At 58.9% G+C, this 14,839-nt stretch carries 14 protein-coding genes; 10 read left to right on the top strand and 4 right to left on the bottom strand.

The window, feature by feature from the left end:
* Positions 1 to 48 precede the first annotated feature (48 nt).
* On the bottom strand, positions 49 to 2,280 hold the full coding sequence (locus ACYVB2_RS01145; protein WP_382431356.1) for a RelA/SpoT family protein: 2,232 nt from the start codon (positions 2,278 to 2,280) through the stop codon (positions 49 to 51).
* Positions 2,277 to 3,227, bottom strand: a complete 951-nt coding sequence (locus ACYVB2_RS01140) for an alpha/beta fold hydrolase (RefSeq protein ID WP_382431358.1) — start codon at positions 3,225 to 3,227, stop codon at positions 2,277 to 2,279. Before ACYVB2_RS01140 ends, ACYVB2_RS01145 begins: the two co-directional genes overlap by 4 nt.
* Positions 3,228 to 3,296: 69 nt before the next feature.
* Between ACYVB2_RS01140 and ACYVB2_RS01135 the strand changes: the two genes are divergently transcribed.
* The 3 genes from ACYVB2_RS01135 (at position 3,297) to ACYVB2_RS01125 (ending at position 6,500) form a co-directional block, all read left to right on the top strand.
* On the top strand, positions 3,297 to 4,079 hold the full coding sequence (locus ACYVB2_RS01135) for a 3-hydroxybutyrate dehydrogenase (protein ID WP_382431360.1): 783 nt from the start codon (positions 3,297 to 3,299) through the stop codon (positions 4,077 to 4,079).
* Between the two features lie 162 nt (positions 4,080 to 4,241).
* Positions 4,242 to 4,973: an osmolarity response regulator transcription factor OmpR gene (gene ompR / locus ACYVB2_RS01130; RefSeq protein ID WP_382431362.1), complete on the top strand. Its 732-nt coding sequence runs from the start codon at positions 4,242 to 4,244 to the stop codon at positions 4,971 to 4,973.
* A 36-nt stretch (positions 4,974 to 5,009) separates the two neighbouring features.
* Positions 5,010 to 6,500 (top strand): ATP-binding protein, encoded by a 1,491-nt coding sequence (locus tag ACYVB2_RS01125; RefSeq protein WP_382431364.1) that lies wholly within the window; start codon positions 5,010 to 5,012, stop codon positions 6,498 to 6,500.
* On the opposite strand, the gene ispF is transcribed toward ACYVB2_RS01125, so the two are convergent.
* Entirely contained in the window at positions 6,457 to 6,969 is a 513-nt protein-coding gene (gene ispF / locus ACYVB2_RS01120) for a 2-C-methyl-D-erythritol 2,4-cyclodiphosphate synthase (RefSeq protein ID WP_382431366.1), read from the bottom strand. The two genes, ACYVB2_RS01125 and ispF, sit on opposite strands and share 44 nt — an antisense overlap.
* Before the next feature lie 12 nt (positions 6,970 to 6,981).
* Positions 6,982 to 7,821, bottom strand: coding sequence for an IspD/TarI family cytidylyltransferase (locus ACYVB2_RS01115; RefSeq protein WP_382431368.1), 840 nt, complete (start codon positions 7,819 to 7,821; stop codon positions 6,982 to 6,984).
* A gap of 96 nt (positions 7,822 to 7,917) precedes the next feature.
* Here ACYVB2_RS01115 and mfd point away from each other — a divergent pair, with 96 nt between their 5' ends.
* The 7 genes from mfd (at position 7,918) to ACYVB2_RS01080 (ending at position 14,827) form a co-directional block, all read left to right on the top strand.
* The gene (gene mfd, locus ACYVB2_RS01110; protein WP_460534907.1) at positions 7,918 to 11,406 is read left to right on the top strand and encodes a transcription-repair coupling factor; all 3,489 of its coding nucleotides are present in this window, start codon (positions 7,918 to 7,920) and stop codon (positions 11,404 to 11,406) included.
* A gap of 158 nt (positions 11,407 to 11,564) precedes the next feature.
* Positions 11,565 to 11,720, top strand: coding sequence for a PIN domain-containing protein (locus tag ACYVB2_RS01105; protein ID WP_382431372.1), 156 nt, complete (start codon positions 11,565 to 11,567; stop codon positions 11,718 to 11,720).
* Positions 11,717 to 12,361, top strand: a complete 645-nt coding sequence (locus tag ACYVB2_RS01100) for a hypothetical protein (protein WP_382431374.1) — start codon at positions 11,717 to 11,719, stop codon at positions 12,359 to 12,361. The genes ACYVB2_RS01105 and ACYVB2_RS01100 overlap by 4 nt, the downstream gene beginning before the upstream one ends.
* Positions 12,362 to 12,435: 74 nt before the next feature.
* Complete coding sequence (gene serB, locus ACYVB2_RS01095) at positions 12,436 to 13,146, top strand: phosphoserine phosphatase SerB (protein WP_382431376.1); 711 nt, start codon at positions 12,436 to 12,438, stop codon at positions 13,144 to 13,146.
* Positions 13,143 to 13,700 (top strand): redoxin domain-containing protein, encoded by a 558-nt coding sequence (locus ACYVB2_RS01090; protein WP_382431378.1) that lies wholly within the window; start codon positions 13,143 to 13,145, stop codon positions 13,698 to 13,700. Before serB ends, ACYVB2_RS01090 begins: the two co-directional genes overlap by 4 nt.
* A 43-nt stretch (positions 13,701 to 13,743) precedes the next feature.
* Entirely contained in the window at positions 13,744 to 14,202 is a 459-nt protein-coding gene (locus tag ACYVB2_RS01085; protein ID WP_382431380.1) for a group III truncated hemoglobin, read from the top strand.
* An 88-nt stretch (positions 14,203 to 14,290) separates the two neighbouring features.
* Positions 14,291 to 14,827: an ABC transporter substrate-binding protein gene (locus ACYVB2_RS01080; protein ID WP_382431382.1), complete on the top strand. Its 537-nt coding sequence runs from the start codon at positions 14,291 to 14,293 to the stop codon at positions 14,825 to 14,827.
* Positions 14,828 to 14,839 lie beyond the last annotated feature (12 nt).

The raw sequence follows: 14,839 nt of genomic DNA, 5'->3' as shown, positions 1-14,839 counted from the left end.
GCTATTGTAGCACCATAAAAACGGTTTATTGGATTGATGGAAGAAATTTCAACGGCGACGGGCCGAGCGTATCCCCGGCACCATTGCAACCGCAGTAAGCACCCTTTTTAGACGCCCGGCATCCGACACCTCTACAGTGAAGGTCATCCAAGCCGTGCCCTTGACGCTTTGGGTTTGCACACCAATCACATTGACCTTTTCTTTAGCAAAGACTTCAGAGATATCGCGCAGCAGGCCTTGGCGGTCGGATGCTTGCACCACCACATCGACGGGATAAACCGAAGCCACATCGGCTTTTTTAGGCAAGCCCCATTCCACCTCGATCACGCGCTCGGGGGTGCGGGCAGCCAATTCATGAAAGTTGGTGCAATCGGTACGGTGTACGCTCACCCCTTTGCCACGCGTGACAAAGCCACGGATATCGTCTGGTGGGGCAGGCTTGCAGCATTTGGCTAGCTGCGTCATGAGCGAATCGACCCCGACCACCAGCACACCCCCTTTGGGGGTGCGGTCGGCGTAACGGGCTTTTTTGAGCAGCAAATAGTCTTCAATTTGCGGTGCAGGCTCGGGCGGGCGCAGCAGGATTTCGATGTTGCGCAGTGAAAACTCATCTTTGCCCACCACCTCAAACAAAGCGTCTGCCGATTTGAAGCCCAACTGCCCGGCCAGATCGTCCAATTTGATGGCGGTTTTGCCCTCGCGTTGCAAGAGCTTTTCTACTGCTTCACGGCCACGGGCCACGGTTTCGTGCAAAGCGCGGGCGTTGAACCACGCCCGTGCTTTGGCACGGCCCCGGTTGCTGTTGAGGTAGCCCAGTTCGGCGTTGAGCCAATCGCGCGAGGGGCCACCCTCCTTGGTGGCGATGATCTCTACGGTTTGGCCGTTTTGCAGCTGCGTATTGAGTGGCACCATGTTGCCGTTGACCTTGGCACCCCGGCAGCGGTGGCCCAAGTTGGTATGCACGGCATAGGCAAAATCTACAGGGGTGGAGCCTTGCTGCAATTCGACGATAGCTGCATCGGGTGTGAGCACATAGATGCGGTCATCAAACAAGCCTTGCTGCTGCGGTGCCCCTGCCAGATCACGCTCCCAGGCCAACAATTGGCGCAGCACGGCAATTTTGGCATCGTAGTCGCCACTGGCAGAAACACCGGCATAGCCTTTGGTGCCAGCCTCTTTGTAGGCCCAGTGTGCTGCCACACCGTGCTCGGCGTGGTCGTGCATGGCTTGGGTGCGGATTTGGATTTCAATGGTACGCCCACCCTCATCACGCACCACTGTATGCAGTGATTGGTAGCCATTGGGCTTGGGGCGGGCGATATAGTCGTCAAACTCTTCGGCGATGGACTCGAACTGTGCATGAATCCAGCTCAGGGCTGCATAGCAGTCACGCACCGTGGGCACAATAACCCGCAGTGCTCGCAGATCAAACAACTGGTCAAAGTGCAGGGACTTGCCGCGCATTTTTTTGACAATGCTGTAGATATGCTTGGGCCGTCCTTGCACGCTGGCGCTGATGCTGCGTGCCCGCAGTTCAGATTCCACTCTGGCACGCAGTTGTGCCATATAGACCTCGCGCCACGCCCGTTTTTCGTCCAGCAAGCAGGCTACTTCGCGGTAGGTTTCAGGTTCCAGAAAGCGAAAGGCCAGATCCTCCAGCTCCCACTTGATCTGCCAGATGCCTAGCCGGTTGGCCAGTGGTGCAAATACATGCAGCGCCTCGTGTGAGATGCTGGGCGGCACTGGCGTTTTGCTGGCTGCGTGGTAGCGCAAAGTTTGCAGGCGCGAAGCCAACCGTAGCATGACCACGCGCAAGTCCCGCGAAAAGGCCAGCAGCATTTTGCGTACATTTTCTGTCTGCACTGCCGGGTCGTTGACTTGTTGCACGGGTGGATGCACGGCGCGTGCCCGCTCTTGCACCCGCATCAGCTTGGTGGTCTCGACGGCCAAGGTGGCAAAGTTTTGACCAAACGCCTTGGCAATCACCTCTTCGGGCTTGTTCAGGTGCATACAGGCATGCACCAGATAACTGGCCGCTTGCATGGCTTCAGAGCCACCAATCGTTTTGAGAATGGCGGCTACGGCATCGGCATGGGTGAGGGCATTTTCGCCAGTGGCTAGGTTCTCGCCAGCAATTAAAGGCTCTGCAAAGGCGCGGGCACGAACCAATGCGTTCTCCTGTTCTGGCAGGGTGTGGGATGTGGCCGCAATCAGCGGGGCCACCACCACCTCCTCGGACAAGGACAAGACATTGGCCTCAGGGCTGGGAGAAACAATCATGCACTACCTTGGCTATCGACCTGCAATAAGAAATCACGCACTACCGCTACCTGCTCGGCTGCAACCAAGGTGGGGGCGTGCCCCACCTTTTCAAATTCGACACACTGGGCCTTGGGGCCACGTTGGGTCATTGCCGTTGCTGTGGCTGCAGACAGCAGATCCGATTGTGCGCCACGCAACAGCAAGGTTTGGGCGGTTATTTGGTCATAAAGTTGCCATAGGGCGGCCTCGCTGGCTTGGGCCATCTCTGGGGTGGCCTGGGCCAAGGCACGAAACGGCACAGCAATGGCGGGGTCGTAATGCAGGGTCAGCCCGCCTTCGGGCCGCTGGCGCAGTTGGGGTGTGCACAAATCCAGCCATTGCTGCGCAGTGTGCGGCCCAAAATGGGCCCCCGACATCGCCCACAAGGCATCGGCTGCTTGTGCTACTGAATCAAAGTGCTCCATTTGCCCGACATATTCGCCAATGCGTGCCAGAGCCTCCCACTCAATGACGGGCCCAACATCGTTGAGCACCAAGCGGCGCACGGGTACGGGCAGAGGCAGACCGGGCTGGCCCAGGAGGCCCAAACCAATCAGACCTCCCATGCTGGTGCCTACCCAATCTAGTGTGGCAATAGGGGCTTGCTGGTGCAATTGGGCGAGCAGGCCCAGCATGTCAGCCACATACAGGGGCACTTGGTAGCCTTGGGGGTCGGCCAGCCAGTCACTGCGGCCACGGCCTGCCACATCGGGGCAAATGACACGCGCGTGCGTACTCAGACTGCGGGCCAGCACATCAAAATCCCGCCCTTGGCGGGCCAGGCCATGTACGCAGACCACGACATGGGAGTGTTGTGGATTGCCAGTGGCGTTCCATTCCCAATACGCCATGCGTCGCACCGCCTCGGGCTTGCCAGCAGGTGCAGCCACAGGGCAGGGTACGTAGTTCAGCGTAGGTTCAATCATGGGGTCGGCTCCAAGAAACATGGCGAGATAATGGCTTTATTCCATCGTAATTCATTCGCAGGAGATTCCATGCTCAAAGGCAAAACAGCGCTCGTTACCGGCTCCACCAGCGGTATTGGCTTGGGCATTGCCAAAGCCCTGGCACGCCAGGGTGCCCATGTGGTGCTCAATGGCTTTGGTGATGTTGAAGCCCCCCGCGCCGAAGTGTTGGCCGCAGGCCAAGGGGGGGGAGCCAAAGTGGGCTACCACGGCGCCGATATGTCGCGGGCCAGCGATATCGAAGATATGTTTGCCTATTGCAGCGCAGAGTTTGGCGCCGTGGATATTTTGGTCAACAATGCCGGCATCCAACATGTGGCCCGCATTGAGGATTTCCCCGTAGAACGCTGGGACAGCATCATTGCCATCAACCTCAGCAGTGCTTTTCATACCACCCGTCTGGCCCTGCCTGCGATGAAGGCGGCCAACTGGGGGCGCATCATCAATGTGGCCTCGGTGCATGGGCTGGTGGCTTCGGCACAAAAGGCGGCTTATGTGGCGGCCAAGCATGGGGTGGTGGGGCTGACCAAGGTCACGGCACTGGAAAATGCGACCACCGGCATCACTTGCAATGCGATCTGCCCTGGCTGGGTGCTCACACCGCTGGTGCAAAAGCAGGTAGATGCCAAGGCAGCAGACTTGGGCATTTCTAACGAAGAAGCCACCCGTCTGCTTTTGGGCGAAAAAGAGCCCTCTATGCAATTTACCACTCCCGAAGAATTGGGCGAGCTGGCGGTGTTTTTCTGCTCGCCTGCCGCCAACAACGTGCGCGGCGTGGCTTGGAACATGGACGGCGGCTGGGCAGCGCAATAAGTCTTGGTTTGGCACCAGAGCGGTGCCAGCAATGTGCCCCGACGGCAAAACTTGTAACCTTTGGTCAGGCAATGGCATAAAACACCAAGGTAGACCAGTGCAAAGTGGTAACAATGGCCGCTGTTACACAGCAATGTTACAAAAATAACCACGGGGTACGATATGGCAAGCACCAACCACCGGGCCGACAAGATTTTGATTGTCGATGATGACGCCCGCATTCGCGATCTTCTGCGCCGCTATTTGGCACAAGAAGGCTTTGAAGTTATGGTGGCCGAAGATGGCAAGGCACTCAATCGATTGTTGCTGCGCGAAACGGTCGATTTGATCGTGCTGGATCTGATGATGCCGGGCGAGGACGGTCTGTCGATTTGTCGGCGTCTGCGAGCCTCCAATGACCGCACACCCATCATCATGCTCACCGCCAAAGGTGAAGATGTAGACCGGATTGTGGGTCTGGAAGTAGGTGCAGACGACTACTTGGGCAAGCCTTTTAACCCACGCGAACTGTTGGCCCGCATCCACGCAGTGCTGCGTCGACGCCCACCGCAAGAAGCCCCAGGCGCTCCATCGGGGGAGAATGAGGTGGTGACTTTCGGCCCCTTCACTTTTGACATGGGTACCCGTACCCTGCAAAAGAGTGGCGATGAACTGCCATTGACAACGGGCGAATTTGCCATGCTCAAGGCCTTGGTGCGCCACCCCCGCCAGCCGTTGTCGCGAGAGAAGTTGGCCCTGTTGGCCCGTGGCCGCGAGTTTGAGCCATTTGACCGCAGTTTGGATGTGCAAATCTCGCGCCTGCGCAAACTGATTGAAGACGATGCCGCAGCACCACGCTATATCCAGACCGTCTGGGGGGTGGGTTACGTCTTTGTGCCCGATGGCAACCACTAAGGACGCATGGGCATCAGGGACAGGGGACGTGCAGCCATGAGTCACACGGCACACCCTGATGCGACCAGCCCTGCCCCGCTAGAACCCAACAAAATCCAGAGAGAAGCCAGCAAACGGATGCGCCTGAATCTGTTTTGGCGGACTTTCTTTTTGTTGGGCTTGTTGCTGGTGGTCAGCATTTTGGCGTGGTTGCAAACCCTGCGAGAGTTGGAGTTTGAACCCCGCGCCCTGCATACAGCACAGCAAGTGGCCTCTTTGGTCAACCTGAGCCGCACGGCATTGCTGCACACCGATCCACCAGCGAGGGCTTCGTTGCTACAGCATTTGGCCGATCAGGAAGGGCTGCGCATCGTGCCCCGCTTGCCGGAAGACCACTTTGCGCTGCTGCCGCCTTCCACCCCAAACCAACGTTTGCAGCAAGCACTGACCCAACGGCTGGGCAGAAGCACCATCGTAGCCAGCAGTGTCAACGGTGATGCGGGGTTGTGGGTGAGCTTTAGCACCGGCAGGGAGGCACAGTGGTTGCGCATGGACAGCACCCGCATCAGCCCGGCCAGCGGCAACACCTGGCTGTTTTGGTTGGTTACCGCAGGCGTGTTGTCACTCGCTGGTGCAGCCACCATCGCCCGGCTCATCAATCAGCCACTCAAGCAGCTGTCTTATGCTGCCAACAAGGTGCAAGATGGCGATTTTGCTGCCAGCCACTTGGATGAAGAGGCTGTGACCAACGAGATTCGCGAAGTCAACATTGGCTTTAATCGCATGGCAGAAAAACTGGCCAAGTTGGAGCAAGACCGTGCTGTGATGCTGGCTGGTATCTCGCACGATTTACGTACTCCATTGGCGCGTCTGCGTTTAGAGACCGAAATGAGCGTCTCTGACGAAGTGGCCCGCGAGCACATGGTGGCTGACATCGTGCAGCTCGATGCCACCATCGACAAGTTTTTGGATTACGCCCGCCCTGACCACGTCACCCTCAAGCCCGTGAACTTGCAAGCTGTGGTGGCTTCCTGCGTTTATGCAGTGCAAGACCATCGGGAGTTACAGATCACCATGACGGTGCCTGAAGACCTGAATGTGCTGGCAGACGAGGTGGAGCTGGCACGCATCATCTCCAACCTGTTGGAGAATGCCCGCCGCTACGGCAAAACCCCCGATAGTGCAGGCATCACCCATGTAGATATTGCGGCCAAGGGCAATGAAAACTGGGTGCTGATCAAGGTGCGTGACCACGGCTCGGGGGTGCCTTCGGAACAATTGGCTAATTTGACCAAGCCATTTTTCCGGGGAGACTCGGCCCGCACGGCGGCTGCTGGTGCGGGTTTGGGCTTATCGATTGTGGACAAAACGGTGCAGCGTATGGGAGGGGTGTTTGCTTTGGCTAATTCCAGCGCCGGGGGGTTGGTGGCACATATACAACTGCAACGTGCCCACGACTTGCCCGACGGTGCCGACCCACAGCAAAGGCTGCAACGCCCGCAGGTTAAGCGCAAGCTGCCGCCGCGTCCAACCCCGGCACAGGGCTGAACAACAAGGCCACGGCTCGGGCCTCGATGGCCAGTCCTTGGCCTACTGGCCCCAAACGCTCGGCAGTCTTGGCCTTGATGTTGATTTGTGGCAGTTGCAAGCCTAGCGCCTGGGCAATAGCTTGGCGCATGGCTGGAATATGGGCGGCCAAACGGGGAGCCTGGGCCACGATGGTGCTGTCAATATTGCCCACCTCATAACCTTGCGCACGTACTCGGCGCAGTGCTTCGGCGAGCAGCACCATCGAGTGGGCACCCTGGAAGGTGGCATCGGTATCTGGAAAATGGCTACCAATGTCTCCTAACGCAGCTGCGCCTAATATCGCATCAGTGATCGCGTGCAGCAATGCATCGGCATCGGAATGCCCCAGCAGACCGTGGTGGTGTGCAATCTCAATGCCACCGAGCACCAGGGGGCGTCCTGGCACCAGTGCATGGATATCCCAGCCTTCGCCAATTCTGAAATTCATCGCAGTTTGTCCTTAAAAAATAGTGCGTGGTGGGGCATCGCTGGCCAGCCCACGCTCTCCACCAAAACGCTCTAGTGTGGCGGCATGGGCACGTTGGGCCAACACGGCCTCGGCCAGTGCGAAGTCCTCGGGATAGGTCACTTTGAAATTGAGCGCACTGGCAGGTACCAGACGTGGGTGCAGTCCCATCGCTTCAATGGCGCTGGCCTCGTCTGTGGCCGCTGGCCCAAGGTGCTCTAGTGCTTGGCACAAAGGCCCTATACGAAACATCTGAGGCGTTTGGGCCAGCCATTTGTCGCTGCGATCAAGCGTGGTGCCCACCCGCAAACCACCGGGGCCATGGGTGGCCGTCTTTAAGGTGTCTGCCAGCTTGTGGGCCAGCAGGCCTCCAACGCCATCGGTGGCACAGGCATCGATCAGTGCGTCAATTTGCTGTGGGGTGATGAGGCAACGGGCTGCGTCATGCACCAAGACCCAGTCATGCTCCTGCGCGCCGCGTTGGCGCAATGCGTGCAAGCCCCCCAGCACCGTCTCGGCCCGTGTGGGGCCACCGCATTCTGCACGCAAGAGGGACGGCAAGGGATAGGCGTCCAGAAACCGATCGCCCGCAGCCACCGCTACCAGCGTGGCTTGTATGCGTGGCACCAAGGCAAACGCGGCCAAGGTGTGCAATACCAGTGGTTGACCGGCCACAGTTTGGTACTGCTTGGGCAGCACAGAAGCTCCATCGGTACGGTCGGCTGCCAGAGCGCGGCTGCCCGTCCCTGCACAGGGAATCACAGCCCAGAACCGAGGGAGGGGGGAGACAGAAGCCGCAGGCAGGCTGAGGGAAGAGAGCAAAGGTGCAGTCATGGTGGCGCATTCTAGAATTGCGAATTCCCGCCGCGCACGGTGCGCGCGCCGTTTGCGCCACCGGGGCCGAGGTGCGGCCATTTTCCTCCTGAGCGCATGGACCTCCCCAAACTCTCTCCTGGCAAACGCTTTACCCTTCCTCGCCCTCTGGGCAGTGCCGATGCTTTGCTGCTGGCCTGTCTGGGCGAGCGCGAGCAGGCTGCTCGCCGAACCACCGCCATCGTGACTGCCGATGCTACGGATGCTGGGCGCTTGCTCGATGAGCTGGCATTCTTTGCGCCAGGCTTGCGCTGTGCGCTGTTTCCGGACTGGGAAACGCTGCCTTACGACACGTTCTCGCCGCACCAAGATTTGATCAGCGAACGTCTGGCTGCACTTTGGCGTATCCGCCAAAAAGCGCAAGATACAGGGGCCGATGTGGTGATTGTGCCGGCCACCACGGCCCTGTACCGGCTGGCACCACCGAGCTTTCTGGCGGGCTACACCTTCCATTTCAAGGTGGGACAAAAGCTAGATGAGGCCCAATTCCGCGCCCAACTCACCTTGGCAGGTTACAACCATGTGACACAGGTGGTCAGCCCTGGCGAGTATGCGGTGCGCGGTGGCCTGATTGATCTGTTTCCGATGGGATCGCCCGTGCCCTATCGGGTTGATTTGTTCGATGACGAAATTGACAGTATCCGCACCTTTGACCCCGATACCCAGCGCAGCCTTTACCCCGTGCCTGAGGTGCGCTTGCTGCCGGGGCGCGAGTTTCCGATGGATGAAGCCGCACGGGCCAAGTTTCGCAGCCGCTGGCGCGAGTTGCTGGAGGGCGACCCAACCAAAAGCCGTATCTACAAAGACATGGGCAACGGGGTAGCCACCGCAGGCATTGAGTATTACCTGCCACTGTTCTTTGACGACACTGCCACCGTATTTGACTACCTGGGCGAACATGCCACCGTGGTGCTGCATGGTGATTTGGAACCGGTGTTCCAACGTTTTTGGCAAGACACCCAAGATCGCTACCGCTTGGTGCAGGGCGATCCAGAGCGCCCCGTGCTGCCACCGCAAGCCCTGTTCTTGAGTGCTGAACAGTTCTACGGCCAGTGCAAGGCCCATGCCCAACTGGCACTGCGCCCCGCCAACAGCGATGCGGTGGCAGACAAGTCCGACATCCAAAGCATCCAAGATGTATCGGTGGTGCGGGGGTCTGAAGACCCATTGGCCCGTTTGCGCACCTACATTGCCCAGACGCCACAGCGCGTGTTGCTGCTGGCCGAAAGCAATGGCCGACGCGAGAGCTTGCTGGACTTTCTGCGCGCTGGCAAAGTGCAGCCGGTGGTGTTTGAGTCATTGGCTGACTTTGTAGCCAGCACCGAGCCGTTGGGCATGGCCACTGCGGCCTTGACGGCGGGTTTCTCCTGTGTAGAACAGGGCATAGATTTCATCACAGAGACCGAATTGTTTGCTGCTGGGGCCAGCACCCGCCGGCGCAAAAAGCAAGAACAAGTCAGCGATGTGGAGGCGCTGATTAAGGACTTGAGTGAACTCAATATCGGCGATCCGGTCGTTCATAGCCAGCATGGCATTGGTCGCTATCGGGGGCTGGTGAATATGGATTTGGGCGAGAAAAACGCCGATGGCAGCCCGGCCCTGCAAGAGTTCTTGCATTTGGAATACGCAGCCCAAGCCGTGCTCTACGTGCCGGTCAGCCAGTTGCACCTGATTAGCCGCTATACCGGCGTGAGTGCTGACGAAGCCCCGCTGCACAAGCTGGGCAGCGGCCAATGGGAAAAAGCCAAGCGCAAAGCTGCCGAGCAGGTGCGCGACAGTGCGGCCGAGCTGCTCAATATCTACGCCCGCCGTGCGGCCCGCGAAGGCTTTGCCTTCCGCTTCCACCCGCAAGAATACGAACAATTTGCCAACGACTTTGGCTTTGAAGAAACCGCCGACCAAAACGCCGCCATCCACGCCGTGATCCAAGACATGATCAGCCCCCGCCCCATGGACAGGCTGGTGTGTGGCGATGTGGGTTTTGGTAAAACCGAAGTGGCGCTGCGTGCGGCCTTTGTGGCGGTGACTGGGGGCAAGCAGGTGGCCTTGCTGGCCCCGACCACGTTGCTGGCCGAGCAGCATTACCAAACGCTGGTAGACCGTTTTGCCAAATGGCCGGTCAAAATTGCCGAAGTGTCACGCTTTCGCTCGGGCAAAGAGATCTCTGCCGCTATCAAGGGCATTGCCGATGGTACGGTGGACATTGTGGTGGGCACGCACAAGCTGTTGTCTGAGTCCACCCAATTCAAAAATCTGGGTCTGCTCATCATTGACGAAGAACACCGCTTTGGTGTGCGGCACAAAGAGCAAATGAAGGCTTTGCGCGCCGAGGTCGATGTGCTCACCCTGACGGCCACCCCGATTCCGCGCACCATGGGCATGGCACTAGAAGGCCTGCGCGACCTGAGTGTGATTGCCACGGCCCCACAACGGCGCTTGGCCATCAAAACCTTTGTGCGCAGTGAGAACAACGGCGTGATTCGCGAGGCAGTGCTGCGCGAACTCGAGCGCGGCGGCCAGTGTTACTTTTTGCACAACGAGGTGGAAACGATTGAGAACCGCCGCCAAAAGTTGCTAGAAATCTTGCCCGAGGCGCGCATTGGCGTGGCGCACGGCCAAATGCCCGAGCGCGAACTGGAAAAAGTGATGCGCGACTTTGTGGCGCAGCGTTTCAACATCCTGCTGTGCTCCACCATCATCGAGACCGGCATTGACGTGCCCACCGCCAACACCATCATCATGAGCCGGGCCGACAAATTTGGCTTGGCACAATTGCACCAGTTGCGCGGTCGGGTGGGCCGTAGCCACCACCAAGCCTATGCCTATCTGATGGTGCCTGATGTAGAAAGCCTGACCAAACAGGCACAACAGCGGCTAGACGCCATCCAAGCCATGGAAGAGCTGGGCAGCGGCTTTTATTTGGCCATGCACGATTTGGAGATCCGTGGCGCGGGCGAGGTGCTGGGCGAGAACCAAAGCGGCAACATGATGGAGATAGGTTTTCAGCTCTACAACGAAATGTTGTCAGAGGCCGTGCGCTGCCTGAAAGCGGGTAAAGAGCCGGATTTATTGGCCCCACTCTCGGCCACCACCGACATCAACCTGCATGCCCCGGCTTTGTTGCCAGACGATTATTGCGGCGATGTGCATTTGCGCCTGAGCTTTTATAAAAAGCTGGCCACGGCCAAAACTGCCAACCAAATGGATGCACTGCTGGAAGAAATTGTTGACCGCTTTGGCAAGCTGCCACCGCAAGCCCAAACGTTGATCGATGTCCATCGTTTGCGTGTGCTCAGTCAGCCCTATGGCGTCATGAAGGTGGATGCCACGCCGGGCGTCATCATCATCACCTTCAAGCCTCAGCCGCCCATCGATCCGATGCGCATTATTGAACTGGTGCAAAAGCACAAGCACATCAAGTTGGCTGGCAACGAAAAGCTGCGCATTGAACGCGCCCTGCCCGACCCACAAGACCGTGCCCAAGCCGTGCGCGAGATTTTGCGCAGTTTGGGAAAGCCGCTGGGCGAGGCTGTACCAGCCATGTAATGGGACAGAACGTATAATTTTGCCCATTACATTGGGGGCGTTGTGTTGCAAGTCGCCATTCGCATGGGTGATGGTGTCGTCGCCCGCGCCAAACCCCAGCCAGCGCCATCGCTACCCCTGCGGCGGGGTGGTTCTGACTGAAATATGGCCTGTATGCCTTGATTGCACAGGGAACACCCATTGGCACCATAGACGCGCTGATCGCAGGTACTACAGCCTTGGCGCATAACCAGACCTTGGTCACACACCACACCAACGGGTTCTCGCGTATGCCCTGCTTGTTACTGGCCGATTGGTACGGCCACACCCCATGATTCCTGCCAGCGACTCCTTTCTCAATGCCAGCTTGTTGGTCTGCACCTTGGCTGTGGCCCTGTGGATGCGCCCGTGGCGCTGGTTGCGTGGTGGCACCTTACTCACGCCGGTATTGGCGACCTTGGTGGTGTTGCCGTGGATGTGGGCCTTGCCCCAATTGCATGCTATGCCGCTGCAATTGCAGTTCTCGGGCGCCTGCATGGTCACGTTGATGCTGGGCTGGCCGTTGGCCGTACCCCTGCTGCTGTTGGTGGCCTTTATTGCCGAGATGCTCAGTGGTGCCTTATCGCTCGATAGCATGATGGCTTTGGCGCTATGGCAAGGCGTGCTGCCCGCCACTTTGGCACTGGGTCTGGGTGCCTTGCTGCGGCGACTGACCGGGGAACATCTGTTTGTTTATGTGTTGGGCCGGGCTTTTTTGGGCACTGCGATTTGCCTGTTTGCCTCATCGGGGCTGGCGCAATGGTTGGGGCAACCGTTGCCGGGGGTGGACAGCAATCTGTCGATGGTGGCCCATTGGCTCATGGCTTGGGGTGATGCCTTCATGACGGGCATGCTCACCGCCGTCTTTGTGGCCTTTAAGCCAGAATGGTTGGCTACTTGGTCTGATCAGTTGTATCTGCGTCCGCCACCGGCCTGAGCTGGACATATTGGGCCAGATGGCTGGGGCCGGGCCGCCTTATTTTTTATTTTCTCTGTATCCACCATATAGCTATGCCATCCACAGAATTGTCCCCCGGCCTTGTGATTCAAAATATAGATGCTGCGTTGCGCTTGCAGGATTTCAAACTGATTGCGTTTGATATGGATTCCACCCTGATCAATATCGAATGTATTGATGAAATTGCCGATGCGGCCGGGCGCAAAGCAGAGGTGGCCGCCATCACTGAGGCGGCAATGCAGGGCGTGATCACCGATTTTAAGGAGAGCCTGCGCCGCCGTTTGGCACTGCTCAAGGGCGTGCCCGTCAGCCACCTAGAGGCAGTGTTTGCCGAGCGTTTGCGCTTCAATCCCGGTGCCCAAGAGCTGATGGCAGCGGCACGGGCCGCTGGTTTGAAGACCTTGTTGGTCTCGGGCGGTTTTACTTTCTTTGCCGACCGGGTCAAGGCTGGCTTGGGAATGGACTTTGCCCGTGCCAATCGGTTGGAGATGGAAGACGGCCACCTCACGGGGCGTCTGATCGAGCAAAGTTGGGGTGATATCTGTGATGGCGCAGAAAAGCGGCGCACCTTGCTGGAAGTGGCATCACTGATGGGTATCGATCCACAACAAGCCATTGCCGTGGGGGATGGTGCCAATGATCTGCCGATGATGGGCGTGGCGGGGGTGTCGGTGGCCTACCATGCCAAACCTGCGGTGCGTGCCCAAGCCAAGGTGGCTATTAACAGCGGTGGGTTGGATCGGTTGCTGGAAGTCTTGCGTTGAACGCTGCGCCCCCAACATTGGTGGCACGTTGGCTGGAGCGTTGGCGCCATGTGGCCCGCAGGCAGGCACCTACTGTGTTGGCCTTGCTGGTCGTTGTGGCAGCCGCCCACTTTTGGCACACGCGCCATCTGCCTCACGGCTTGGTGCCCGATGCCACGGTGCAGTTGGTCAGTGGGGAGCGCTTGCGCCTGAGTGAGTGGCGGGCGCGCTACCCCGGCAAGCCGGTGGCGTTGCATATTTGGGCGGAGTGGTGCCCTATTTGCCGAACTGAGGAGCACAGCGTAACGCGGGTGCAGGCTGACTGGCCAGTGCTGACCATCGCCATGCAATCGGGGCAGGCTGCGCAGGTACAACGGGTATTGCAACAGCGCAGCCTGCCTTGGCCCACGGCAATAGATGCGGATGGCACCTTGGCCCGCAGCTTGGGTGTGCATGCCGTGCCGGCCTTGTTGGTGCTGGATGCCCAGGGGCAATTGCAGGCGGCATCGGTAGGCTACACCAGCGAAGTGGGTATGCGCTTGCGCTTGCGTTGGGCCTCTTGGCAGAATGGATGAGAGCCGCGTTTCCTTTGTCGTTGCCCCTCACATTCTTGTCACCATGACTGCTGCTGCCCCCCCCCTGCCCCTTGCCCAAGCCTCGGCCCCTGATTTGGAACACATTACCGCCTTGGTGCATCGCTTTTATGCCGATGTGCGTGCTGATCCGGTACTGGGGCCAGTGTTTGAACAGGCTTTGCACGATCGCTGGGAGCCGCACTTGCAGCGCATGGTCGATTTTTGGAGCACGATTGCACTGGGCAGCAAACGGTATAGCGGCAATGTGTTTGCCAAGCACATGGCACTACAAGGCATCACCCCCGAACATTTTGCTGCTTGGGTGCGGTTGTGGGCTGTGCATACTGAGCGGTTGTTTGCCCCGGAGGTCGCGCAAGAATTGCAGACGGTGGCCCACGGCATTGCCCGCAATTTGTACCTGGGTTACTTTGGCACCCGCCCGGTGTTTAGCACCGACCCTCCAGAAGACCCGAACGCCCTGCCCATTCTGCATGGAACTTAAAAACGGGTGCCTGCTCTCAACAACAGTCTGGACACACTGCTGCCGTTGGGTGGCACGTGTCCCATTACAACCTACTGGAGACTGTTTCATGCCCCGCTTCTCGCTGCACACCACCGCCACGGTATTAACGTTCACGGCGGCGGCTTTGGTTATGCCCTCATTGGCCCATGCTAAACGCTTTGGCAACAGTAAGCCTGTGCCTGCAGCCCGTATTGGCAGCCATGCCACCCCCACAGCCCCTGTAACGGCGCCTAGTGCCCCGGTGTCGCCCTTGGCCACCACCCGGCCTGCTGCTCCGGTGGCGCCTACCCCCGCAACAGCACCTGTGGCACCGGCCAGCGCGGCGGCTGGCGCTGCTGTGCCTGCTGCCCCAACGGCAGGTGGTTCTGGAATGATGGGAACATTGGGGGCGGCTGCTGTGGGGGCCGTGGCTGGCTCTTTAGCGGGCAATGCCTTGGCAGGTGCTTTGACCCCTGATGCGAAGGCCAAAGAGGCTGAAGCGGCTGCGGCCAAGGCCAAGGAAGCTGAAGCTGCTGAGAAAGAAGCCCAAGAACTGCAAAAAAAGGCGGATGAAGCCAAAAAGAAGGCTGAAGAGGCCCGCGCTGCTGCGGCCGTAGCCAAATAAGCAAGCCAGCCA

The sequence above is a fragment of the Giesbergeria giesbergeri genome (assembly GCF_054779375.1).
This window is presented reverse-complemented; position numbering and strand designations above follow the sequence as displayed.

Bases quoted from the DNA above. Each gene is read 5' to 3' on its own strand.
- ACYVB2_RS01145 (WP_382431356.1), bottom strand. From the start codon at position 2,280: ATGATTGTTTCTCCCAGCCCTGAGGCCAATGTCTTGTCCTTGTCCGAG.
- ACYVB2_RS01140 (WP_382431358.1), bottom strand. From the start codon at position 3,227: ATGATTGAACCTACGCTGAACTACGTACCCTGCCCTGTGGCTGCACCT.
- ACYVB2_RS01135 (WP_382431360.1), top strand. From the start codon at position 3,297: ATGCTCAAAGGCAAAACAGCGCTCGTTACCGGCTCCACCAGCGGTATT.
- ompR (WP_382431362.1), top strand. From the start codon at position 4,242: ATGGCAAGCACCAACCACCGGGCCGACAAGATTTTGATTGTCGATGAT.
- ACYVB2_RS01125 (WP_382431364.1), top strand. From the start codon at position 5,010: ATGAGTCACACGGCACACCCTGATGCGACCAGCCCTGCCCCGCTAGAA.
- ispF (WP_382431366.1), bottom strand. From the start codon at position 6,969: ATGAATTTCAGAATTGGCGAAGGCTGGGATATCCATGCACTGGTGCCA.
- ACYVB2_RS01115 (WP_382431368.1), bottom strand. From the start codon at position 7,821: ATGACTGCACCTTTGCTCTCTTCCCTCAGCCTGCCTGCGGCTTCTGTC.
- mfd (WP_460534907.1), top strand. From the start codon at position 7,918: ATGGACCTCCCCAAACTCTCTCCTGGCAAACGCTTTACCCTTCCTCGC.
- ACYVB2_RS01100 (WP_382431374.1), top strand. From the start codon at position 11,717: ATGATTCCTGCCAGCGACTCCTTTCTCAATGCCAGCTTGTTGGTCTGC.
- serB (WP_382431376.1), top strand. From the start codon at position 12,436: ATGCCATCCACAGAATTGTCCCCCGGCCTTGTGATTCAAAATATAGAT.
- ACYVB2_RS01085 (WP_382431380.1), top strand. From the start codon at position 13,744: ATGACTGCTGCTGCCCCCCCCCTGCCCCTTGCCCAAGCCTCGGCCCCT.
- ACYVB2_RS01080 (WP_382431382.1), top strand. From the start codon at position 14,291: ATGCCCCGCTTCTCGCTGCACACCACCGCCACGGTATTAACGTTCACG.